Raw genomic sequence first — 23,669 nt, forward strand, 5'->3', positions numbered from 1 at the left:
AACCATGTAGAAATCAGGAGGTTTTTATTGAACATCAGAAATGAAATCAAAGCGCAGATCGTCCGCGCCGGGTACACCATGCAGGAGGTTGTAGATATGCTCGCCGCTGAACACAGCTGGAGCGACAGCGTGTCCAATCTCTCCGCCAAATTGCAGCGGGGTTCGCTGCGGTACATTGAGGCCATTCAGCTGGCCGATGTGCTGGGATTTGATTTGGTCTGGAAACGGAGGGATAAGTGATGGACAAACCGCAATATGCTATTCTCCGCTTCGCCAAGTACAAGGGGCCGGAGATCGGCCACATCGAAGCCCACAATGAGCGCACCAAGGAGAAGTACGTCAGTAATCCCGACATAGATACCAGTCGGACCCACCTCAATTTCCACCTTATCCAGCCGGAGCGGAAATACCGTGCGGAGGCGGAGAGGCAGATCGCCGAGGCCAAATGCCGTATCCGCAAGGACAGCGTTCGGGTGGTGGAGACATTGGTGACGGCCAGCCCAGAATTCTTCAAGGGCAAAAAGAAAGCAGAAATCAGAGAATTCTTCGAGGAAGCCGTCCGTTTCATAGAAAAATATCAGTCGAAAGACACGATCATATCCGCCGTGGTGCATATGGACGAGAAAACGCCCCATATGCACCTTTCTTTTGTTCCGCTGACGGCGGATGGGCGGCTGAGCGCCAAGGACATCGTAGGCAATAAGAAGAAACTGATTTGGTGGCAGGATGAGTTCTGGAAGCACATGGTAAAGAAGTGGCCGGACTTTGAGCGAGGCGAGAGCGCCAGCGAAACCGGCAGGACGCATATCCCGCCCCGGCTGTTCAAGGAGGCGGCCCACCTCAACCGTCAGCGGGATATGCTGTTGCAGCTGTTGGGAGAGGTCAATCCGCTCAACGCCAAAAAGAAAAGCGCCGAGATCGAGGCGCTGCTGGAGCAGTATATTCCCGGCGTAGAGCGGATGCAGACGAAACTGCGGAAGTACGATGCCGCTTACAAAGACCTCCAGGCCGAAAATACCGCCTTGAAAAAGAAGGATGATGCTAGCCGGGAGAGCGTCAAGCGCCGCTTGGAGGTGGCGCAGCAGCTTCAAGAGCTGGACGGTCTGCGCCAGGTGGTGGAGAATATCCCGCTGGAGATTTTACAGGCGTATCAGCAGAGTTCTACATTGACACAGAAGGAGGTTGGCGCAAAGAATGCCCTTGACCGATGAATGGAGCGGACTTGCCACGTTGCTGGCAAATCTGATTGAGAAGTATGCATCGGACTTGGGGCTTGATGATATGCCCTTTCCAAGCGTTTATCAGACCGGGATCGGAGCTGACGAGAAATCCTGTCAGAACCATAAATCCAATATTGAAAAGACTGTTGCGATATGATATAATCATAAACGTGATATGAATATCCAAACTTACTGTTGGAGAGAAAGACGCTCTCCAACAGTAAGTGGATAACAGGAAATGTGAGGTTATCATGCGCAAAGAAAAAGAGAAGGTTTATATCTACACCAGAGTATCCACTACCATGCAGATCGACGGTTACTCCCTGGATGCGCAAAAGGCCAGAATGAAAGCGTTCGCGGATTTCAACAACTATGAAATCGTTGGAGAATATGAGGACGCAGGCAAATCCGGCAAATCTATTGAGGGCAGAATTCAGTTCAGCCAGATGATGGAGGACATCAAATCCGGGAAAGACGGTATTTCCTATGTTTTGGTGTTCAAACTCTCCCGCTTTGGCAGGAACGCCGCAGATGTTCTCTCCACTCTGCAAATCATGCAGGACTTTGGGGTGAACCTGATTTGCGTAGAGGATGGCATTGACTCCTCAAAAGATGCTGGGAAATCCTGATTTCCGTTCTCTCTGCGGTGGCGGAAATTGAGCGTGAAAATATTCGTGTCCAAACCATGGAGGGCCGTATCCAGAAGGCTAGAGAGGGCCGTTGGAATGGGGGCTTTGCGCCCTATGGCTATCGTCTCACGGACGGTAATCTGGAGATCAACGAGGAAGAAGCGGAGGCCATTCGCGTTATATTTGAGCAGTACACCTCCACTGACACCGGCGCAAACGGTATCTCAAAGTATCTGGAAACTCACGGTATTCGTAAGATGCAACGCCAAAATGGGAAAAATCCGCTGTTTGATGCCGGTTTAATCCGTAAAATCTTGAAAAATCCTGTCTATTGCGGAAAAATCGCTTACGGGCGACGAAAGACAGAGAAAATCCACGGCACTCGAAATGACTACCATCTGGTAGAGCAGGACAATTATCTTTTGGCAGACGGTCAGCATGAGGGAATTGTGTCCGAGGATGTCTGGCAGATGGCCCAGGTGAAGCTGTTGGCCCAGGCTAAGAGATACGAACACGTGAACAGGGGGCAAAGCGAACGGACGCATTTGCTCACCGGAATTGTGAAGTGTCCCATCTGCGGAGTTGGTATGTATGCCAACAAGTGCATCAAGTACAAAAAGGACGGGACGAAATACAAGGACTTTTTCTACTATGGGTGCAAACACCGCACCATGCAGCGGGGACACAAATGCGATTATCGAAAGCAAATCCGGGAGGAATTGCTGGACGATGCTGTGGCAGAGGTCATTGTCAAGCTGGTGAGTAACCCCAGATTTGCGGCAATGATGCAGGAAAAAATCAACATGAAGGTAGACACCGCCGCTATCGACCAGGAAATCGCCAATTACGAAAAGCAGCTGCGTCAGAGTTATTCTATCAAGTCTAAGCTGATGGAGGAAATCGACTCCCTTGACCCAGATGACCGGCATTACATCAAACGCAAAGCCGACCTTGACGACCGGCTTTATAAGATGTACGATAAGATTGAAGAAAGCGAGTCCCAGCTCATTACAGCCAGGGCCAAGAAGCAGGCCATTGAAGCGGAGAAAATCACTGGCGATAACATCTACAAAGTCTTGATTTACTTCGATAAGCTGTATACAATGATGAATGATGTGGAGCGGCGGCAGCTGATCGAGGCTCTGATTGCAGAAATCCAGATTTACGAAGAACGCCAGCCCAATGGACAATGGCTGAAATCCATCAAGTTCAAGCTGCCAATCATTGAACAGGACATGAATTTAAGTTTGGACAATGATGAGCAAGTGGAGACTATCGTGTTGCTACAAAGAGAAAACTCGTAGAAATCCTGTGTTTCCAATACTTTGCCCGTCATGTGGTGTTTGACGCCGAGGGCGATAAACTCCGCAATAAACGCATTGAGGACTATATCACTGTTTCGGCCGTCATTGATATGGAGTGCGGGAACTCAAAAACGGCAAAGAGCAAGGATAGGCGAACGCCGCAGACTTTGAAAAAGGTCTGCGGCGTTTTGTTATATCCAAACACCGAACGGAGAGGAAAACCCCAATCCCGCACGGAGAGGAACAAAGACTATATTTCACATTATCATGAAGGGAATTTATTTCAACTCACAAAGCAAAGAATAACCCATTGTTCCGTCTGGCATATTTGCGCCAAAATTATCCGCTATGGTAGCGCCTATCACTGCGAAAGTATCACATTCAGGAATGGCTCCCCCGCCCTTCATAGAGGGTGAATAGGCCAAAAAAGGTACTTTCTCCCTGGTATGGTCAGTCCCAGTATGGGTTGGGTCGTTGCCGTGGTCCGCCGTAATGATGAGCAAATCGTCTTCCCGCAGGATATCCAGAAGTTCGCCTAATTTTTCATCAAAACGCTCCAGTTCGCCGGCGTATCCTTTCGGGTCCCGCCGGTGTCCCCAAAGGGCATCGAAATCCACCAGATTTACAAAGCACAGGCCATGAAAATCCCCCTTTGCAGTCTCAATGGTCTGCTCCATACCGTGAACGGAGCTTGTAGATTTTTGGGCTTGGGTGATCCCCTCACCATCAAATATGTCCCGAATCTTGCCAATTGAAATGACATCCAGGCCGTTGGCTTTCAGGGCGTCCAGGGCAGTTTTGCCAAAGGGCTTCAGGGCATAATCGTGCCGGTTGCTGGTTCGTTTGAACTCGCCCTTCTTTTTTCCTACATAGGGGCGGGCAATCACGCGGCCCACTTTCCACTCCTCTCTCATGGTGAGCTCACGGGCAATTTCACAGCAGCGGTACAACTCATCCAGGCCAAAGGTCTCCTCATTCCCGCAGATTTGCAGCACGGAATCCGCAGAGGTATACACGATCATGTGTCCTGTGGCAATTTTCTCCTCGGCCAGCTCCTCCAAGATTTCCGTTCCGCTGGCGCTCTTATTTCCGATGATGGTTCTGCCAGTCCTCTGCTCCAGCTCGGCAATCAGCTCCGGCGGGAAGCCGTTTTCTGTAAATGTGCGAAACGGCTGCTTGACCTCCAGTCCCATCATCTCCCAATGGCCGGTCATGGTATCCTTTCCCCAGCTCTTTTCCCGCAGAACTCCATAGTAGCCCCGGGAGATCTCTGCCGGCTCGACCTGTTTCAAAGGCGTCAGGTTTGCGATACCCAATGTTTGCAGATTTGGAATGCGGAGGGTTTCCACCGCCTGGAAAATATGTCCCAGGGTATTCACGTCAACATCGCCAAATGCCGGGGAATCCTCCATCGCGCCAACGCCCAGCGAATCCACCACAATGACAAAGATACGCTTATAAGCTTCCATCCCCATACTCCCCTTTTGCCAGTTCCAAGGCGCAGCGAATCATAAGGTCAAGGTTCTGTTCCCGCTGTTCGTTGGTCAATGCGGTGTTGGTGTGGATAGGGAATCCCCATCCCGCTGCCCTGGACAGACACCGGCTGCCCCTGGTAGGTTCCGGAATACCCATACATCCCTCTGACGCGGTTATAGCAGACCACATCCTCCAGGTAAGTTTCTGCGACATATTTCGCACGGAGGGGGTCGCCGGGCATCAGGACAGTTTTCGCAATCTGCCCCGGCTCCGCCTCATTGTGAAAGGTTTTCATATGTATCCGCTCCATTTCAGTAAATTATACTTTATCTGCTTTTACGTTTCAAGCTGATCTTATAGAGGTCCGCTCCCATAAACATTTTATGGGACAACACGGGTTTGTCGTATTCGGTATAGAGCTCCTCCTCCATAATCAGGAGGGGGTCCCCCTCCGGAACCGCCAGAATATTGGCTAGGCGTTCCCGTGCGTGTACAATCCGCAGCTTGGTATCGCTGTACAGCCGGCCGGAGGACAGCAGCCGGGTATAAAATGTGTAAACGCTGTCCGTATCCTCCAGATCCACATCGCCCTTGTCCAACACCTCATAGGGCATATACACCATGGCGAACCCCACCGGCATATCCTGATGGTAGTAGGTGATGTCGATCACGGCAACAATACTGGAGGGTCTGAGCTTCAGTACCTCCTGATGCTTGCGGGTGGCGGGCTGGAAGCCCACAGTGGTGACCGTGCGGTCGATGGGGTGGACACAGAAATCCAGGATGGGATTGCCCACCTTCTCCAAGCCGTTGGATTTCAGGTCCTGATTGGAGAGCACAATATTGCCCTTTCCCTGATGGTTGCCTACCAGCCCGTCCTCCTACAACAGGAGCATGGCCTGCCGTAATGTGCTTCTGCTGACCTGAAACTGTTCCGCAAGGATGCTTTCTCCCGGCAGCTTATCCCCAGGCTTGTACTTGCCCTCCTTCAGGCACTGGCAAATCGTTTCATATACGGACACATACAGCGGAATCTTAACATTTTTTCCTTTACGACATTCTTCATAGTTGGTCATACTCCTTTGTTGGCTTGTTGAACAAATCGTTCTGCCAATAGTATAACCCTATCTACCAGTTTGCCAAGTGCTTCCGGCCCTTTACCCCGCTTGCCCACAAATAAAAGAATCAGCAGCGTAATGATGTAGGGCAGCATCTGTACGATTTGGGAGGGGATGGACAGGTCGGTGAGGTAGAACCGGGCTGCCTGAGCCACGGCGAACACCATTCCGGCCAGCAGCGAGCCCACCGGCTGCCAGCCGCCAAAGATGTTGGCGGCCAGTCCCATAAAGCCCCGTCCGGCGGTCATATCCGTCACAAAGAGGTTGTTCTGGGACAGGGAGAGGTAGGAGCCCGCCAGCCCCGCAATTGCCCCCGCCGACATCATTGCAATATAGCGGTAGCGGTTGACCGGCACGCCCGCTGTCTGAACCGCATGGGGCTGGTCGCCAATGGCGCGGTAGCGCAGGCCGTATTTCGTCTTGTAAAACAATACCCAGACTGCCGCGACAATGAGCAGCATGGCATACAGGTAGGGAGACTGATTTTTGAAAAATGCGCCGAGAACAGGAATGTCGCAGAGCACAGGCACCGTCAGGTTGGAGACAGCTTTGACCGGCTCAGACATTCCCTCAGTGTGCCAGATGGCTTTAAGCTTGCTCGCTGGCCTTCCGGTCCAGAAACAGACCGCCCTGCTCTTTTCCGATAATGATATTTTCCAGAACGGTGAGCTGGCTGACCAGCATGAAGTGCTGGTGTACCATGCCGATTTCGGATCCACCTGATCGTAGGTAATCCCAAGTTCTTTTTCTGCCCGCCGGACGCCCTCCAAGGCCAAATCGTTAAAGGAATTGCCGCCCAAGCCCGCCTGTGTGAAGATGATTCCGATGTGTGCCGTGCCTCTGTCCGTGTCTCTGCCTCCTGCCGTACCGCACCCTGTCAGTACAGCGGCCATATATGCCGCTGCCAATAATGCGGTCAATCGTCTTTTCCGGCTTCTCATTGAATAAGTCCCCCTTTGTTGTAGTGCATTTAAATTTACTTGTCCAATAAATACGGCAATGCAACAGTATAAATTATAAAATTTGTCAACAGAAAGGGGAGTGAATCCTAAAACTTTGTAAAAAGTGAACAAGATTTAGGCGTGGTTTTTTGACGCTTTGCCGAGGCATAGACGCCTAGGGCCCGCCCCACGATGGATGAAAAGCGGAGAGATAGGGTTTTCTCCATACCTCTCCGCTGATGCTATCGCTGTCATAATTGGCCTTGCGGTGGAGGCAAAGCCGGTTTTCCTGGCATCATCCCAGGGTTGATGCACTTATGGGAACACTGCCCAGGTCTCTAACGGGCTGGGGCTTAACTTTGCCGCCATGAACCCCAAAAAGCTGCCTCTTTGCCGCTCTTTTCGTTCCTGCTGTACTTCCCTTTTGCTCCTTATTATGCTTTGCGGACTGCCCAGCTCAACGCCAGACAGTCCGCTTTTCGACAGTCTGATTGCTGTGTAAAATCTGAAAAGTACACGGCGCTATATCAGATTCCAGTTTTTTCTCTGTGTCCTGCAAGGTGTAAGCAAATGATACACTTACACATTTTGGAGTTTCCCAAAAAATATCCCCAATCGCCCCGTCAATTCAATTTCTTCTCCGCAGCATTTGCAGACCAGCTTAAATGGCTGACCGACAACGTGTTCGCCGGCCTTCATCATCTGGTAGCGTTCCCGGCTCTTGACTCGATGGCGGTGCAGGGATGCCTGCCGCTTTTCTTCCTCCGGCGTCAACTCCGGGGCCGGGAGGTCGAACCGCCCAATAAACTTCAGATAAATCTCGACTTCCTGCGTCCTGTCGCCGTCAATCTTTTCCGGGGCATAGACGATGATTTTTTCGATAAACTCGTTGATCATGGGCGTAGTCAGTTCCGAAAAGTCCGTGTACTTCTTTGCCAGGGCGAGGAACCGTTCCACATTGGCGGTGTCCTGCTCGAAACTGTTCAGTGCCGATTCCGCCTCCGTGACGGCCTGCCGGAGCGTTGCCTGTTCCTGCTCATACCCGGCAAGGAGAGTGTCAAAGCGTTCCTCACCGATGCGCCCCACCGCATAGGATTCGTATAGCTTCTTGATGATGGTGTCCAGTTCTTCACAGCGTCGCCTGTCTTTGTTCAATTTGCGTTTCAGGTCTTTCGCCGCCTGCGCCTGCCGGACTTCGGACGCCGCTCGAACTTTTTGGATAAACTCCGTTTCGTTGGAGATGGCATAGGTGCTGGCAGCCCGGATTGTCTCCAGGATCAGCGTCCGCAGTGCCTTTGTAGAGATATGATGATTACTGCAGGCACTGTCATGATACTGCCGGGCCAGCGTGTAAGTGGAGCAGTCGAACCAGTCCGAGGAATAGGGCTTGGTGGCGGTTCCCTGTGAACGGTGATTATACAGCTTCGCGCCGCAGTCGGCACAGTAGAGAAGCCCGGTCAGGGGATTGGCCTCGCCGATGGTGTCGTGGCGGCGGGGTGTATTTCTCAGTTTCTGGGCAAGCTCCCAGGTCTCTTTATCCACGATGGCCTCATGGGTGTTTTCAAAAATCAGCCAGTCCTCTGGCGAGTGGACAATGGCCCGTTTGTCCTTGTAGGACTCCTTGTGGGTGCGGAAGTTGACCGTATGGCCCATATACTCCGGTTTAGAGAGAATCTGCCCGACCGCAAACCCGTTCCAGCTATAAGGCCGGGGGATGTCCTCTCTGCTTTTCCATACGCCCCGCCCCTGTCTGGCGAAATAGGTGGCAGGCGTCTCGATCTTCTCTTCGCAGAGCATCGTGGCGATCTCATAGGGGCCGCGGCCCTCGATAGTAAGCTGGAAGATACGCCGCACGACTGCCGCCGCTTCCTCGTCAATCAGCCAGTGATATTTGTCATTGGGGTCTTTCTTGTAGCCGTAGATGGCACAGTTGGTGGTGGGCTTGCCGGACTCACCCTTGACCCGGATGGCGGTGCGCTGCTTGCGGCTCAGGTCCCTCAAATACCATTCGCTCATGATGTTGACAAAGGGAGCAAACTCGCTGGAACTGGGGTCATCGCTGTCGATGCTGTTGCCAATGGCAATAAAACGCACCCCAAATTTTCTGAAGAGGACTTCCGTATAAAAACCGGTTTGGAGATAATCTCTGCCGATTCTGCTCATGTCCTTCGTCAGCACCAGGGCCACTTTCCCGGCCTCAATGTCAGCAATCAGCCGTTTCCATGCCGACCTGTCGAAGTTGCCGCCCGACCATCCGTCATCACAGTAGGCGGCGTAGAGGTTCCAGCCCTGCTCCTGCACATAGCGGCTAAGCATGATTTTCTGATTTTCGATGGACACACTCTCGCCGGTTCTCTCATCATCCCGGCTGAGCCTGCAATAGATTCCAACATTGTATTTTTCCTGCATCTTGTTTTTTTACCTCCCTGGACGCAGGAACATAGCATCTGTTACCTGCCCCCATCATAACCGCTTTAGCACTGTAAAGCAATAGTTTTCTGACAGAAATCAGAAGTTTTTACGCCGTCTGCCGCCTGTTCCGCTCCAGTTCCGCCCTGTCGATGACCTCGCCCATCTCCGCTTTTTCCGCAAAGCTGCTGGACAGGTGATAGGTCACTCCGTCCATTTCCACATCAAGGCCCAGGTTCAAAAACACGCCCCGGCACCCGCCGTATTCAAAGCCGGGAAGTTCCCCTGCCACTGTGATTTCCACTGGCCGTTTTTCGGTTTTCATGCGACACCTCCTATGCTCCGCAGAATGTCCACGGTGTTGCCCAGCGCACAATAAAGCGCCTCATTGTCTGGATTTCTCATGCTGGACTTCGCCGCCATTCGGATTTCCCGCAGGGCAACCTCCACCTCCCGTGTGGTGTACCCATTTTGAACGGCGGCGATGGCAAGGTTGGCGAGATAGACGCAATCGGTATGGCCCAACTTGTCCTGCACCGCCATTCTACCGAGCTGCTCCAGGATGCCGTCACGGGATTTCAAGGTGACGGCTGTTCTGTCCTCTCGCCATAAGACCTCGCTGTTTTGAATTTCGGTAGCCGCTACCGATAACAGGTGGACGCCCTCGTACATATACATCTTGTTCAACGCCTGCCGCCTGCTGGGGGCGTATTCCTCGGTAATGTGGGCGTCCAGCTTCGGCCTGCCCCGCCCGCGCCTGACTTCCTCTGTCTTGATTTTTTCCATTGTCCAGCCTCCCTTCAAAAACAAAAAACGCAGATACAACAAGACCGACCCCAGCAAAACGCTGTGGTTCGGTCTATGTATCTGCGTGAAAAATATGTGCAGTATTCAGTTCGCTATTATGGTAGCACAAACAGATGTTCCTATCAATGCCTTTGAAGAAAGTTTGTCGAGGGCTGGTGGACAGTACAGGCTTTCACTACTGGGCAAGCAGGGCGTTTGTATATACAAACGCTCAAAACCTGCGGTTCCCGGCGATGCCGGAAACCGTAGGTTTTGCTTGTTGGGAAGTATCCCAAGCCCTTTGAACAGACCGCTCCGCTGGTCTGGCTACGGCTCTGCGAGCCTGACAGATTTTGAAAAATGCCGTTTCCTATTACGGGACAGTTTGCGATTATGCTGGTAAGCCAGCCTTGCCGCTTTCAAAACATCTCCGCCGGGGGCGGAAGAAAAAAGCGCCGGAACGGTGCGTAGCCGCAGAATGAAATTCTGCGAAAAGGGGGTTGGGGGCTGTGCCACCAACAAGCAAAAACAGCTTTCCGGCGTGACCGCCAGAAAGCTGTTTTGAGTATTTGTGGGAACAAATACACTGCTTGCCACTTTGGTGACGACCCTTACTTGGGCTGGTCATGCATTTATAAACCGAAAACTAATATGCAGACTTTCCTATGAACGAGCATCAGAGGCTCCATATCGTACGTGCCTGCTCAAAGAGCCATTTGGCGCGGGCCGAAATTTCGTTCTCGTCCCAAGCTACTTTTGTAAGGACATCGTAAAGAGTACAAAGCCCACTTGCACACAAAGCGAGTCCCGGTTTCCCGTTGCCGTTTCCGGCCTTCTTCATATCCCACGTTGCGTCTCTGATGGAAGCATTCAAGGATTGCGTAATAATTGCCAGATTTCCAAGAGTCAAAAGAATGGAGTCCCGCTGTCGCTCCAAATCATCTGTAGCACAGGGTGTCCAGTTATTTCTCCACTTTTTGGGCATGAGGTGTTCAAGGCTGTACTGGTTAAATCCCAATAAGGCAACCGCGCTGTTGGAGGGGCGTATCTTGCTTTCAATAAGATAAATGATCCCCTTTGACTGGAGATTGACCAACTTGGAATTTTCAAATCCATTCCACAATTCATTGTCATCAGGCGTGTAAGTCGTGGCATCCCCAGCGTTCTTCAACTTTGCCTGCAACGTGTCGGCGTCCAAAACTTGATTCAGAATTAGGGATGTAAACAGGTTATTGTAATTTTTAGTAGACGCATGGACAATCATTCTCCGCATGATATAGCTTTCAAGGATTCCATAAATTCTGTTTTTCTCGGCGTCATCAGAAATATTCTTTGCGACAAAAAGGATATATGGAATCATGGTGGTATTCTTTAGGCCGAATATCACGACATTGATTCGCTCTACACCAAAGTTGGAGGGAATACTTCGCTCGCACTGATCCAGCTTGAATGTATTCATAAAACAAAGCGCATAGTCGTGCATCGCATCAAGGACTACATTTTTGTTCCCGCCGCAATAGGTGTTGATAAAGTGCTGATATGACTGCGATAGATGGTCCACTCTTGCATACATCAGCTTATCTTCATTTGTGATATTGTAGTTCCGATCTTGAATGAAAAGCTGAAAATAGGCATCAAAGAATATATCAATCATTGCCCGCTTGAGACGGCCTGTTTCCAATTCTGTGTCCCAGTAAGCCTTTACATCATCATCCTTTTCAAATACAGATACCCATTTTGCCTCATACTCTTGAATGGTTTCACGGCTGAAAAAGTAGTTCTTCAACAGTTCCGATGTAGTCAGATTCACACCCAGGGAATTGATAGTATCGAAAATCTGCTGTTCATCCTCATCTTCGTCCAAATCAATTTTGACAAACTGAGTATTTGTCATGATTGTCATAATATCCAATTTCGTTTCATCGAGATTCTTGACAAAGAAATTGAACGCCTCAATAATTCTGGAGCCGGGAGCCGGATCGTCAATCTGTTCGGCTGATGTGGATGCCATCACTTTCTCAAAAGCGGCAATGTCATTTTTGCCGTGGCACAATGCAAGCGTTTGTCCCATAAGTCTGAACTGCATATCAAACATTGTTGTCTGCCCGGTCTTTAAGCAGAGGACTTTCATAAAAATCAGAAAAGTAGTCAGCCGCTGCTGCCCGTCAACAACGGTTTTGCATACTGTAAATAAGTCACCCTGCCTGCGTTTACGTCCGACCTTCAAAATGATAGACCCAAAGAAATGGGGTTTGCCTGTTTTTACGATAAATTCCATATCATCTAACAGGCGCTGCCAAAGGTCACCCTTCCATACATAAGACCGCTGGAAAAATGGAACCTCAATCAGAGTACCGTTGTTAAAAATGTCTTGTATCAACGCCTTATGTGCATCCATATGTATCTCTCCTATTATTACTTCTTTTGTTTCAACGCACCGACAGGAGGCGGCACTTGCGCCATGTCGATTCCATTTATCGTACAGAAATGCTCGAAAAACCTCTGCGCAAATTCCTTGTCTTTTGGCTCAGTTCTAACCTCCGCAATATCCCTCAATATCTGCGCGGCTTGGTTGTCGGAAAGATAGCGATGGAGACCAGAGCCAAAAACTATCCTCTCAGGTGCATTCTGATTGAGATAATAATTCCAAAACAATATCTGATGCGCCTCTTGCGGAGTGAGAGAAATTTTCCATTCGGATGTTGTGGTTACATAACCGGCATCCCGGTGATCTCCTTCGTAGCTTTCATCTACAAGGAAAACAGCGAAAATAAAACGCGATTCATCGGAGACATAATTCGGTTCCCGTGAGGTTAGTACAGCCAGACTGTTACGCTGTACTTTCAAAAGACGCATTGGTTTTCCTCGGTTGGCTCCAGTCTGAACAACACCCGCGCTGGCCATCCAGTCACGCAACATATGACTCTCATAGCAAACGGAGTCCAAACCGCCGCCACCCCTCATCATATCCTCCAATTCGGTACGGCTAATTTTTCCATCCAGATAACAGCGGCATGGGGATTCTGTGTCAGCACACCAGATATGACGGGCTTTCTCAATATTGTATCGCAAGACTATATCAGAGCAAACACCGTTAAAGCCTATACAGGTCGATGTTTTTCCGCCATCACAATAGTTACACTTGAAGGCTACGTTGGAGCGTTCCACCTTTTTAAGTTTTTTTCGCACCTGTGGTTTCGGCGGGATTGGATCAGGCTGAACAGTAGATAATACAGCCGTTGCATGAGCATCGTTCTTTACTTGAAGGTCGCGGCTCACCTGTGCCATCAATCCCTGGTCAACACTTGTCAAATATTTCTCAAAAGCATCTGGGTAGACGAATTTTTTCTCAGTACCATTGAAATCAATAACAAGCAGATTTGCAGTCTTGCTGATAATCGTTCCACTGCCAAATGTGTTATGAAATACTATACATCCTACCATATCACCCCACCTCCCAAGCACATTATATCATGGCCTGTTGAAATACGCAACTAATCCGGCATCCACTATCTATCAGGAACTTCCAAGTTTTTTGAAGTACATCCGTCATTTGTAACGCATAAACCGCTCAGAGGGGGCTTGCCTATGCAACAAGCCCCCTCTGATACCTACATCCTACTATCAGCGCAACTGCCCGGATTCTGTACCTATTATGTATAAATTAACTCGTTTCTGATAATTTCCTCGGCTTGGCTGACAATACTGTTCATGGCTTTTATCCATTCCCACTGCGACCGCCGCTTCAAGTCCTCGGTTACGCCCCCGGCAGAGGCCATCTGCTTAATGATAAGCTGGCAGTGATCCCGCGCTTGCTCATTGAGGTCAGCAAGGTAGGAGTGCAATTTGCCAATCAAAATCAGGTGGTTGAGCAGAAGCGGATTTGTTTCTGCCAAGTAAGCCCGGTGCATCCGCCCCCACTTCCCGATGGGGCGGTCATCGACCACTGGCAATTTGATTGCCGGGATGTAGTAGTCCCCAGCAAGGATGTAATCAAGGCCGTTTGCCTCGTCATGGATTCTCGGTTTTAATTCGTCCATTGCGTTACCCCCGTTATTTTTGGTAGCCGCTACTGTTAATACAGATTCGGCATAAGGTAGTTTCTGTCTGCGGTACAAATCAGCTTTGTCAGAGGTAACAGGGATGCTATGTCCTGCGTGTAGTGTCATTCTTTATGAGAGGGTGGCATTAAACAGGTTTTTCATGGAAACGACCAGGTGATCTGAGGAAGTTTCCTTGATATTATCATAAATGTCCAGAATCGCAATGAATCGGATGTTTTGACTGGTAAATTGCCGAAGGTATTTTCCTACGTCAACATGCTCACGCCCGAAACGGGACAGGTCTCTTTGTGTCAACTAAACACCAAATTTTTTACGGATGCCAGAGGCGGCCAACAGGTCTTTCCCAGACCGCCCCCCGGCATCCGCTTTATCGTGAGGTAGAAACCTTTATCAGTTGTCATGTCCCTGCATATCAAACACATCCCGGAACTTCCAGACGATCTCGATCTCGGTGGAAGAGGACACCAGCACTTCCTTGATGAATGTCTGCGCCAGTTCCGCCGTCAGTTCTGTTGCTCCGGCAAAAGAAGTGAACACATCATCCTCCTGCGCCTTGTCCTGAAAGGCCAGATGCTCCAGTTCAGATAAAAGCTGTTCCTGCGCCTCCTGTTCGGCTTTGGCGGCGGCGAGTTTGCCGTCAATGTCCGCCCGCTGTCTCAGGTAGGCGTCCTTTGCCAGCGTCCCGCCGCTGTAATCCTCGTAGGCCCGGAACTTCTCCTGCCTGTACCGTTCCTGCTGCTGTTCCAGCTTTTGAAGCTCCGCAACACAGGCGGCGATACGCTCCTTGCGGGTCAGCATCAGGGAGGTCTTCTGCTTTTTCCGTTCCTGACACATCGCCAGCATCTGCATGACCGCCCGGAAGATGATGCCCTCGATCTCCTTCTCGGAGAACAGCTTTCCCTTCGGGCAATCGCTGTTCTCATCCGCCTTGCTCTTGGTGCATCGGTAGTAGTATCCCGCCGTACTGTGGAAACGGCTCAATGTCCGATGGCAGTTGCCGCATTTGAGAAGCCCTTTCAGCGGATACTCCTGTGATGTCCCTTTGGCCCGCCTCGGCCTCTGCCGGATGATCTCCTGCGCCCGGTCGAAGTCCGCCCTGCTGATGATGGCGTCATGCGCCCCCTCATAGATGATCCAGTCGGACTTATCCTGCGGGACGGTCCGCTTTTCATGGAGGCCGGCCTTGTACCGCTTGCGCCCCACCAAGGCCCCGGTGTACTCATACTGGTGGAGGATGTTCAGCACCGTGGCCGCCGTCCAGCCGTTCTTTTCGGAGGCTTTGCGGAACCGTCCACTCCCCGGATTTTTCTGCCGGAAATAGGCGCCGGGGGTAAGAATGCCCTCACTGTTTAACTGGCGGGCAATAGCGGTACTGCCCATCCCCTGCAAAGTCATATCGAAGATGCGCCGCACCACCGCCGCCGAGTCCCCGTCTATCACCAGCTTGTTCCGGACCGTGGGATGGAACTGAAAGCCATAGGGAGCGAAGCTGCCTATGTATTTGCCCTGCTTCATCATGATGATCTTTGCCGTGGTGGTCTTGACGGACAGGTCCTTGCTGTACGCCTCATAGATGATGTTCCGCAGGACCACATCCATGCCGGAGGTCATGCCCTTGTAATCATCGCTGTCGTAGCCGTCATTGACGGAGAGGTAGCGGACGCCGAGGAAGGGAAAGACGCACTCCAGATAGTTGCCCATCTGGGTATAGTCCCGATGGCATCTGGAAAAATCCTTCATCACCATCACATTGATGGCCCCGGTGCGAAGCTCCTTCATCAGCGCCTGGAACTGCGGGCGGTCCGTGTTGGTCCCGGTGTACCCATCGTCCACGAACTCCGTCCGGGGCGCTGTTTTCAGTTGGGGATGGCGGTCTAAAAACTGATGGATCAGCTCCCGCTGGTTGCCGATGCTGTCGCTCTCGGCCTTTCCGTCCCCGTCCGCCAGGGAAAGGCGGATATAAATGCCCACCCGGTAATCAGTCATCGCCGCCCGCCTCCTTTATCTGCTCCACGCACTCCAGCATGGCGTAAAATACATCGTTGTAGTTGAACACGACCTCGATACGGCCCCCGCCGTAGACAAGCACCTTCTCGATTATCGCGTCCACAAGCTCCTGCGTCAATCCTGTCATCCCGGCAGCGCCCCGCATCATGGTGAGCCATTTGTTGTCCGGGGAGATGGACGCCAGGAACCGCTCCCGGCGCTCCACGGCCTCGTCCAAAAGCCGGTTCAGGGCTTCGTACTGCTCCTCATAGGTCTGCTTGGCAAAGGCGTATTCCTCCTCGTTCAGGATGCCCTCGACATAGCTCTCATACAGCCCCGCCCGTTTCTTTTTCAGGGCGTTCAGCCGGAGCTTGACGCTTGCCACCGCCGCCTTGTGCTTCTCCCGGACGCTTGCCTCGCCGGAGCCGCCCCGCATGGCAAGCAGGAGCTTCCCATAGTCCAGCGCCACCTGAAGCTGGTCCCGGATGGCGTTGAACACCTTCTCGTTGAGGGCGTCCTGCCGCATGGCGTGTTTGAAGCAGGTCCCATGCCCCCGCCTCATGTGGGTGCTGCAATCGTAGACCCCACGGAACACAACGCCCTTGCACTGGATACGCTGCCGCTTGTAGTACATCCGCTTTCCGCAGTCGGCGCAGAATATCTTCCCGGCAAAGAGGTCGATCATGCCCGCCCGGATGTCCGCCGACCACTCCATAGCCGTCTCCCGGTGGGCGCTGTCCTCCCGCATCTGCCGCTCCACCGCCTCAAAGTCCGAAATAGATACGATGGGTGGGTGTGCGTCAGGGACTACGATCCACTTGTCCGTTTCGGTGACGTGCTTTTTCAGCCCCTTGTAGAGCGCCGTCTCGGACTTCCCGCAGACCATCTCCCCAATGTACGCCCGGTTTTGCAGGATGCCCCGGATGGTGGAGGGACACCAGCCCTCGCCCTGGATGTTGCCGCCGCTCCGGGTGCCGGCCCTGCGCTTGTGCCGCTCCGGGCTTTCTATGCCCCCGGTTTTCAGCCGCTCAACGATGGTGTAGACCGATACCTCCTGCCGTTTCCACTCAAATATCTGCCGGACAACAGCGGCGGCTTCTTCATCCACCACATAGGCGGTCTTATCCCCGTTCCAGAGGTAGCCGTAGGGGAGGTTGCGGTTCCGAAAGTTCCCCGTCTCCATCTGCGCCCGGAGCGCCGTGGAGACCTTCTTGGAGATGTCCCGCGAATACATGGCGTTCACCAGATTTTGCAGGCTCACCGACAAGGACTCCATCGCGTTGCCGCAGGTAAAGTTGTCGAAGTTCTCCTTCACGGAGATGAACCGTGTCCCCAGCGCCGGGAAGATCTTCTCCAGATAGCTGCCGGTCTCCACATAGTCGCGCCCGAACCTGCTGAGATCACGGACCACGATGCACTGTATCTTCCCCGTCCGCACATCGTCCATCAGGCGGTTCCACGCCGGACGGTCGAACACGGTCCCCGTCCTGCCGTTGTCCGAGTAGACCTCCGTGAGCCGGAGGTGGGGGCATCCGTCCAGATAGTCCTCGCAGACGGCGATCTGGTTTTGCAGGGAGTTCCCGTCATCGTCCTTGCCGCTGTTCTCCACCGAGAGGCGGGCATAGATGGCGGTGGGGAGCGCCGCTGCCTCTTTTTTGACTTCTGCCACAGGCTTGCTCTGCGCCTGTGCTTTTCTGCTCTTTCGTGCCATTTTCTCTCTCCCTCTCAGCCCACTGCCGGAAGCGGACAGTCCTTGTAGTTTTTCGCCATCTCCATCGCCCTGGCGAACTCATCCCGATACCGAAAGGCGATCTCCACCTTTTTGCCCTCATAGATGAATATCTTATCCACCAGAGCCAGCAGGAGGCGGCGGTCAAGCTCCTGCACATTCTCATACTGTGCAAAGACCTGTACCCATGCCCGGTTCTGGCTGCCCATCGCGGCGGCATCCTGCTGTTCCCGTTTCAGCCGTTTTACAGCCTCCTGCTTCTCCTCGATCAGCCCCCGGTAGTTCTCCCGGAAGTCGGTGTACTCCGCCTTGTTGATGATGCCCTCCACGAAGTTCTCATACAGGCCCAGCTCCAGCTTCTTGTACCGCTGTATCTCCTCCTCCAGGCGGGTCATCTGCGCCTCGTAGCTGAACACCCTGCGGTCCCGCTGGGGGAGGGTGTCTATAAACCGCAGTACCCTGTCGAGGTGAAGCACCACCTCTATCTGGTCGTGGATGGCATGGAACACGATCTCGGTCAGCTTCGCCTCACTGAAAGAGTGGGGGCTGCACTGGTGGGTGCGCTTGTTGTTGCCGCAGTTGTAGTAGACATACGCCTTGCCTTTCACCTTCTGCGTCTTTCGGACCATAGCATCCTGACAGTCCCCGCAGAACAGGTAGCCGGAGAACAGGTCGTGCCTGTCGCTGTCCCCGGCACAGCGCATATCCCGGCGCATCAGCTCCGCCACCGCCTCAAAGTCTGTGCAGGAGATGATCGGCTCATGGGCGTTCTCTACCCGCACCCAGTCGGCCTCATCCTTGGGGCGCGTCACCCGGACCTTGTGGTTCGGCGTTCCCCGCCGCCCCTGGATGAGTACCCCGGTGTAGACGATGTTGGAGAGTATCCGCTTGACGGTCACATACTCCCATTCCGGCCTCTCCTTTGTGCGGAAAGCCGTCTCAAAGCGGACCCCCTGCATCCGTTTATACTCCATCGGTGTAGGGATGTTACTGGTGTTGAGCCTCCGGGCAATTTTCAGGATGGGGAAACCGTCCTTATACATCCCGAAAATGAGGGTAACGACCTCAGCGGCGTCATCGTCCACCAGCAGGCGGTTCTTGTCCTGCGGGGCTTTCCGATACCCGAAGGGGACGAAGCTGCCAACATACTCACCCTTCTTGCGCTTGACTTCCAGGCTGGTGCGTATCTTGATGGATATGTCCCGGCAGTAGATGTCATTTACCAGGTTCTTGAAGGGAAGGGTGATGACATCGGTGCTGCTTCCGGGCGCCATGCTGTCGTAGTTGTCGTTGATGGCGATATAGCGGATGCCCATCGCCGGGAAGATTTTTTCCAGGTAGTTCCCGGCGTCGATATAGTTCCGAGAGAACCTGCTGAGGTCTTTGCTGACGGCGCAGTCGATACGCCCGGAACGCATATCCTGGATCATCCTCTGAAAGCCGGGACGGTCCGTGTTGCTGCCGGTCTCCCCATCGTCAATGTAGGTATCCACCAGATCAAGGTCGTCGTGGCTCTCTATGTAAGCCAGACAGATGGCCCGCTGGCTTTGGATGCTGTTGGACTCCAGCCGGTCAGCATCCTCTCTGGATAACCGGGCATAGATGCCGGTCTTATAGATTTTGTTGGACATTGTGAACCTCCTTGTCGTCTGTCTGTCAGAAAACCGAAGGCCCCTGTCCCGTATGGGAACGGAACACAAGGCCGCTGGCCCTGTGATGCGGTTCCTTTTTTTGACCCAGACACATTGTAGCGCCGGGCCGCCCTGTTTGTTAAGGATGTCAGGCCCCGGCAAGGTAGAGGGAGTTGATGCGCTCCTCAATGGTCTCGCCCCTGTCCGCGAAGCTCAGCTTCACCACCACCCCGCCGTCCAGATAGACATAGGGGTTGCCGAGCTGCTCGATCCACGCCCGGATGCGCTCCTCGGTGGAGGCCTCCGGGTCGATGTGGACCGTACTGCGGTCGCGGAGCGCCGCCTTATCCACCTTGCGGAGGTCGATATCCTTCATCGCCTCTGTCATGGCAACACCTCCAGTTCCCTGAAAGAACTTTTCAGCCTTTCAACATCTTATGGGAGGGACAGGCCCGAAAATGACAACGATCTGCCCCGATATGGAGCAGGCCGCCCTATCTGTCCCCGCCCAGCTTCTTCACCGGCTCATAGTCCGCGAAACGCTCCACGGTGCGGAATATCCGCTTGTTGTTCACCCACCGCTGGAGATGCCTCGTGACGGGCGGCGCCGTTGGCCGCTCATAGACCATCACATAGGGGTCGTACCCCATGTGGCGCAGGGTGTCCACCCGGTAAAGGTCCTGCTCGTGGGTGCTGTTGTAGTTCGTCAGCACATAGACCCGCTTGCGGCGGAAGTCCCTGATCTTGGACAATTCCGAGAACCGCTGGAAACAGCCGGTCAGGTCAACATTGGGATTATCCCACGCGAAATGGATGGTTTTCGTGCGGACCCTGTTCAGGAGCGCCGCGTTGTCCGGCGTGATGAGGCGGATGTCCAGCCCCTGGGAGAAGTCCACCAGGGCGCGGCTTTCGGCAAGCTGCCCGATCAGCCGCTCATGGTCCGGGCAGGCCAGCAGATTGGCGTCCATCAGCTTGATCTCCCTCTGTCCCTCCCAGAACTCGGACAGGTCCGCCACATGGACGCTCTCTGCGCCCTCCTTGCCGGACACCAGGCAGAAGCCGCAGCGGTTGGGGCAGCCCCTCGTCAGGAAGCCGTAGGCCGTGTCCGGGAACTGCGGGTAGAGGCCGTAGTCGGGGCGGGTATGCTCCACGGCGTCCGGCAGGTCAGGCCCCGAACCGTAGCCGGTGCCGCCGCAGACCAGCTCATCGGCGTTGGTTACGGCGATCCTGTCCTTGGAGTAGGTGTCCGTGAACACCCGGCTCTTATAAACGAGGTCATACCGTCCCGACCGCGTCCACCACTCCACATCGTCCCCCTGGGCCTTGTGGCAGGCGGACAGCTTCATCAGGCACAGGTTTGGCCACCGATGGCTGTCCACATCAATAAGCCCGATCTTCAAAAGCCCACCTCCTTGTGGAATAGCAGGGAGCGCCCGCCCCGGAGGGCAGACGCTCCCATCAACTGTCTCAGAACTTCATGGGCAGGGCGGCCTTTGCGCTGGAGCCGTTGTAGATGCGGTACACCTGGTAGAGATACCGCTTGTATCCCGGCAGGCTGGTCATGGCCCGTCCCTCCCGGAAGATCACCACCGGGTCCATCTGGCGCAGCCGCGTCACCAGCCGTTTGCGGCTGTACTCCCCGTGGTACAGGTCCACGAACTCCACCACGCCCTGCACCGTCTCCGCCCGGAGGGAGTCCGGGGCGCCCTTCCAGGCGTCCACAATGGACTGCATCGCCTCCCGGTAGATACCGTTGCCCACTTTTTTGTAAAGCTCAAAGGCGGTGCTGATGCAGGCCAGCCGCTTCGCGCCCCTGGTCTGCTTGTAGTCCACCCAGAGGCCCACGGCCTCCGTTGCTTTCAGGAACGCCATCGCGTCCTCATCGCCGCCGTAGACCAGCGCCCGGAACCTCGCCCCGGCGGTCAGGCTGGCGGACGCGCCCGTCTGCTGGGCGAACAGCAGCGCCTCATCGCTCTCGGTCAGGCCGTAGAACACCTTGCAGCGGATGGGCAGGTCCTTCCCGCCGTTCAGGAACTTCCGGGCGGCGATGGTGTGCTGGCCGTCAAAGACATAGTAGCGCCCGTTCCGGCTGCTGACCTTCGGCTCGTTGGCGATGCGCTCATCGAACTCGGCGGCGATCCTGCGGACCCGGTCCTCGTTCAGTTCACGCTGGTAAGTAGTGCGGGGGATCTTCAGCTCCGCGCTGTTGATGGGAAGCTCCCGGCAAAAAAGGTCCTTGCTGTTCATTCTGTGCGTCCTCCTTCGATGTCTGTGATATACTGCTTCATTTTCTGCATGATCTGGATGAGTTCCTGCCTGTAATGGCCGTCCGACAAAAGCCGGGGATATTCCTGAAAGATGCGGTCAAAAAGCTCCATGAACGATACGATCTCGCCATCCAGGGAACAGAGTACATTCTCCTCGGTGCTGGGGGCCTTGTCCCGCTCCATCTCAGCCGATATTTCCGCGATCTTCTGCATCTCGGCTTTTCTTGAAGCGGCTGGCGGGGCTTTGTGGTAAGCGGGGCGGGGCTTCTTGTCCCTGTCATCCTTGGATTTCTTCAAGTCAGCGGCCAGTCTGGGGCGTTCCTCCGGGGCGGCTTTTGCAACTGCGGCCACTGCTGTCTCCGTGGGCTTGATCGCTCCCGTGAGTATCTCCTGCTTGATGCCGGGAAGGGCTTCTTCGGCGGCATCCACACCCTGGGCATACCAGCCAGCACGCATGACATAACTCTCGCTGGTGCTGGTATCATTCGCTATCTGAGCGCGGGTTTTGTGGGAGGAGGGCAACGGTTCATTTTGAACCGTTGCTACCCGTTCACCGCCATGCGCCATCTTCTCCGCTTCATACCTCTGCCCAATCAGGTATTTCTTTTGCTGGGGCGTCAGGTTCCGCCTGCCAAGCTGGTGTTTGCATATCCACGAAAGAGCTTCATAGCGGTTGTCAAAAGACATCTTGTGGACCGCATAGGTCAGCTCCGGGTGCTTCTGGATGATCTCATAGCGGTTGTGGCCGTCCAGGATCGTGCCGTCCCAGACGATGAGCGGCGAAAAGACCGCCCCGTCAGACAGGATGTTCTCCTCCAAAAGGGTGAACTCGTCCTCCGTCAGTGGCGGTATCTTGTCCCGGAACTCCGGGTCGATGATGAGCCTGTCCATCAGGACACCTCCGTTTCCGCAATGGGAGCATAGTCCTTATCAAGCCCGACACTTACCAATAGGGCGGCGTTGACCCGCTTCATCTGTTCTCTGGTGAGCCTGCCCACATAGCTCTGAACCCGCCGCTTGTCGATGGTGCGGATGACCTCCGACATAAAGAGGGACGGCGCAAGCCCCTGGGCATCATCCAGCACCACATGGGTCGGCTGCTTGGGTTTCTTAAAGGTCCTTCTGGTCACGGCGATCACAATGATGGTCGGGGAGTGGTAGTTGCCCGTGTCGTTCTGGATAATCAGCACCGGGCGGATGCCGCCCTGCTCATGGCCGATCACCGGGTCCAGGTCTGCATAATAGACTTCGCCGCGGTGGAAATCGTGAAAATTACGTTCCATATGGATACCTCCTTCTTCTGGTATGTAAAGGAACGGCCCAGCGCGGCAAATGCCGTCTCCAGACCGCCCCTCAAATTTCATAAAGCGTGTTTTTTAATCCCTATTTGTCCCCGACACCCCGGAATCACGGGAATCATCAGGCTCGTCAGCTTGCGAAGCTGCTCTCATAGGCATCTAACCTCCCCGCCTTCTTTACGGCCGGGCCGCGAGTTACGGAAGTATCATTATCGCTGTCTGTTGTCGTCGCCGAGCCAAGAGCAACTTGGCATTTTCAGTCGGATGGATCGCTCCTCCCAAAACCGGGGATCGTGGCGCTCCGCTGCACAGGCTATTCCAGACAGTAACGTGGTCCTGTTTCCAGGACTTCCTGATGACTGCGTATTCAGTTTTCAAAGTCCACACCAGCGGGTCGCCCCGGCTGATGGTTTAAGTTTAGTGGAAATCGGGCGGTATTCTTATGGCGCAGGAGTACCAGCCGCTGGTCTTGTTACGACCAGTCACATATCCTCCCGCAGAGCCACCAATGTTTGGATAACAGCATCCAGCTGCGCCCTCACCTCTCCGTCCGAGACCTTCCCCAGCACCAGATAGTCGAGGCTGGCATTGAAAAAAGCGGCAAAGTCGATCAGAATATCCAGCGAACAGCCGCGCTTGCCGGTCTCGATCTTTGCCAGATGGACGGTGCTGACATTCAGCCGTTCCGCCAACTGTTCCTGTGTCAGCCCCTTTTCCCTGCGGAGCTTCTGGATGCGTCTGCCAGTTTCCAAAGTGTCATAGCTCATAAAAAGTCCTTTCCCGGACACAGCGGGGAAGGACTTTTGCATGG

General features: G+C 53.7%; 22 protein-coding genes and 2 pseudogenes. 4 read left to right on the forward strand and 20 right to left on the reverse strand.

Going from position 1 to position 23,669, the window contains the following annotated elements:
* Positions 1 to 78 precede the first annotated feature (78 nt).
* From D1646_RS05470 to D1646_RS05485, 4 genes and pseudogenes are all read left to right on the forward strand, one after another.
* Entirely contained in the window at positions 79 to 240 is a 162-nt protein-coding gene (locus D1646_RS05470; RefSeq protein WP_160635539.1) for an LLM class flavin-dependent oxidoreductase, read from the forward strand.
* The gene (gene mobV, locus D1646_RS05475) at positions 240 to 1,211 is read left to right on the forward strand and encodes a MobV family relaxase (protein ID WP_160635493.1); all 972 of its coding nucleotides are present in this window, start codon (positions 240 to 242) and stop codon (positions 1,209 to 1,211) included. The genes D1646_RS05470 and mobV overlap by 1 nt, the downstream gene beginning before the upstream one ends.
* On the forward strand, positions 1,195 to 1,377 hold the full coding sequence (locus D1646_RS05480; RefSeq protein WP_160635494.1) for a hypothetical protein: 183 nt from the start codon (positions 1,195 to 1,197) through the stop codon (positions 1,375 to 1,377). The genes mobV and D1646_RS05480 overlap by 17 nt, the downstream gene beginning before the upstream one ends.
* A gap of 94 nt (positions 1,378 to 1,471) precedes the next feature.
* Positions 1,472 to 3,153 (forward strand): annotated as a pseudogene (locus D1646_RS05485) (recombinase family protein).
* Positions 3,154 to 3,431: 278 nt separating this feature from the next.
* On the opposite strand, the gene D1646_RS05490 reads toward D1646_RS05485, so the two are convergent.
* From D1646_RS05490 to D1646_RS05580, 20 genes and pseudogenes are all read right to left on the reverse strand, one after another.
* A complete protein-coding gene (locus D1646_RS05490) occupies positions 3,432 to 4,622 on the reverse strand; it encodes a phosphopentomutase (RefSeq protein WP_160635495.1) in 1,191 nt (396 codons plus the stop codon).
* Positions 4,623 to 4,720: 98 nt separating this feature from the next.
* A pseudogene (locus tag D1646_RS05495) lies at positions 4,721 to 4,939 on the reverse strand (purine-nucleoside phosphorylase); the annotation flags it as partial.
* Between the two features lie 16 nt (positions 4,940 to 4,955).
* Positions 4,956 to 5,468 (reverse strand): UTRA domain-containing protein, encoded by a 513-nt coding sequence (locus D1646_RS23065; RefSeq protein ID WP_347565136.1) that lies wholly within the window; start codon positions 5,466 to 5,468, stop codon positions 4,956 to 4,958.
* 42 nt (positions 5,469 to 5,510) lie between these two features.
* A complete protein-coding gene (locus tag D1646_RS23070; RefSeq protein ID WP_243154033.1) occupies positions 5,511 to 5,705 on the reverse strand; it encodes a GntR family transcriptional regulator in 195 nt (64 codons plus the stop codon).
* Positions 5,702 to 6,313, reverse strand: coding sequence for an ABC transporter permease (locus D1646_RS05505; RefSeq protein ID WP_243154034.1), 612 nt, complete (start codon positions 6,311 to 6,313; stop codon positions 5,702 to 5,704). Before D1646_RS05505 ends, D1646_RS23070 begins: the two co-directional genes overlap by 4 nt.
* Positions 6,314 to 7,267: 954 nt before the next feature.
* A complete protein-coding gene (locus tag D1646_RS05510) occupies positions 7,268 to 9,097 on the reverse strand; it encodes a recombinase family protein (protein ID WP_160635496.1) in 1,830 nt (609 codons plus the stop codon).
* 109 nt (positions 9,098 to 9,206) lie between these two features.
* Positions 9,207 to 9,422, reverse strand: a complete 216-nt coding sequence (locus tag D1646_RS05515) for a hypothetical protein (protein WP_160635497.1) — start codon at positions 9,420 to 9,422, stop codon at positions 9,207 to 9,209.
* The gene (locus D1646_RS05520; RefSeq protein ID WP_160635498.1) at positions 9,419 to 9,883 is read right to left on the reverse strand and encodes a hypothetical protein; all 465 of its coding nucleotides are present in this window, start codon (positions 9,881 to 9,883) and stop codon (positions 9,419 to 9,421) included. Before D1646_RS05520 ends, D1646_RS05515 begins: the two co-directional genes overlap by 4 nt.
* A gap of 676 nt (positions 9,884 to 10,559) precedes the next feature.
* Complete coding sequence (locus D1646_RS05525; RefSeq protein ID WP_160635499.1) at positions 10,560 to 12,281, reverse strand: DUF262 domain-containing protein; 1,722 nt, start codon at positions 12,279 to 12,281, stop codon at positions 10,560 to 10,562.
* Positions 12,282 to 12,298: 17 nt separating this feature from the next.
* Positions 12,299 to 13,327, reverse strand: a complete 1,029-nt coding sequence (locus D1646_RS05530; protein ID WP_160635500.1) for a hypothetical protein — start codon at positions 13,325 to 13,327, stop codon at positions 12,299 to 12,301.
* A gap of 209 nt (positions 13,328 to 13,536) precedes the next feature.
* A complete protein-coding gene (locus D1646_RS05535) occupies positions 13,537 to 13,923 on the reverse strand; it encodes a TnpV protein (protein ID WP_160635501.1) in 387 nt (128 codons plus the stop codon).
* 414 nt (positions 13,924 to 14,337) lie between these two features.
* Positions 14,338 to 15,933: a recombinase family protein gene (locus D1646_RS05540; RefSeq protein WP_160635502.1), complete on the reverse strand. Its 1,596-nt coding sequence runs from the start codon at positions 15,931 to 15,933 to the stop codon at positions 14,338 to 14,340.
* Entirely contained in the window at positions 15,926 to 17,644 is a 1,719-nt protein-coding gene (locus D1646_RS05545) for a recombinase family protein (protein WP_160635503.1), read from the reverse strand. The genes D1646_RS05540 and D1646_RS05545 overlap by 8 nt, the downstream gene beginning before the upstream one ends.
* 14 nt (positions 17,645 to 17,658) lie before the next feature.
* On the reverse strand, positions 17,659 to 19,293 hold the full coding sequence (locus tag D1646_RS05550) for a recombinase family protein (RefSeq protein ID WP_160635504.1): 1,635 nt from the start codon (positions 19,291 to 19,293) through the stop codon (positions 17,659 to 17,661).
* 148 nt (positions 19,294 to 19,441) lie between these two features.
* Positions 19,442 to 19,681, reverse strand: a complete 240-nt coding sequence (locus tag D1646_RS05555) for a DUF6870 family protein (RefSeq protein ID WP_160635505.1) — start codon at positions 19,679 to 19,681, stop codon at positions 19,442 to 19,444.
* A 106-nt stretch (positions 19,682 to 19,787) separates the two neighbouring features.
* Positions 19,788 to 20,693, reverse strand: coding sequence for a radical SAM protein (locus tag D1646_RS05560; protein ID WP_201754562.1), 906 nt, complete (start codon positions 20,691 to 20,693; stop codon positions 19,788 to 19,790).
* A 67-nt stretch (positions 20,694 to 20,760) separates the two neighbouring features.
* Positions 20,761 to 21,540, reverse strand: a complete 780-nt coding sequence (locus tag D1646_RS05565; RefSeq protein ID WP_160635506.1) for a DUF6551 family protein — start codon at positions 21,538 to 21,540, stop codon at positions 20,761 to 20,763.
* Positions 21,537 to 22,451, reverse strand: coding sequence for a hypothetical protein (locus tag D1646_RS05570; RefSeq protein WP_160635507.1), 915 nt, complete (start codon positions 22,449 to 22,451; stop codon positions 21,537 to 21,539). Before D1646_RS05570 ends, D1646_RS05565 begins: the two co-directional genes overlap by 4 nt.
* Positions 22,451 to 22,843: a type II toxin-antitoxin system PemK/MazF family toxin gene (locus tag D1646_RS05575; protein WP_160635508.1), complete on the reverse strand. Its 393-nt coding sequence runs from the start codon at positions 22,841 to 22,843 to the stop codon at positions 22,451 to 22,453. Before D1646_RS05575 ends, D1646_RS05570 begins: the two co-directional genes overlap by 1 nt.
* Before the next feature lie 497 nt (positions 22,844 to 23,340).
* Positions 23,341 to 23,625, reverse strand: a complete 285-nt coding sequence (locus D1646_RS05580; protein ID WP_160635509.1) for a helix-turn-helix transcriptional regulator — start codon at positions 23,623 to 23,625, stop codon at positions 23,341 to 23,343.
* Between the last annotated feature and the right edge of the window lie 44 nt (positions 23,626 to 23,669).

This window comes from Pseudoflavonifractor sp. 60, assembly GCF_009911645.1.
In the GTDB taxonomy this organism is placed as follows: Bacteria; Bacillota; Clostridia; order Oscillospirales; family Oscillospiraceae; genus Lawsonibacter.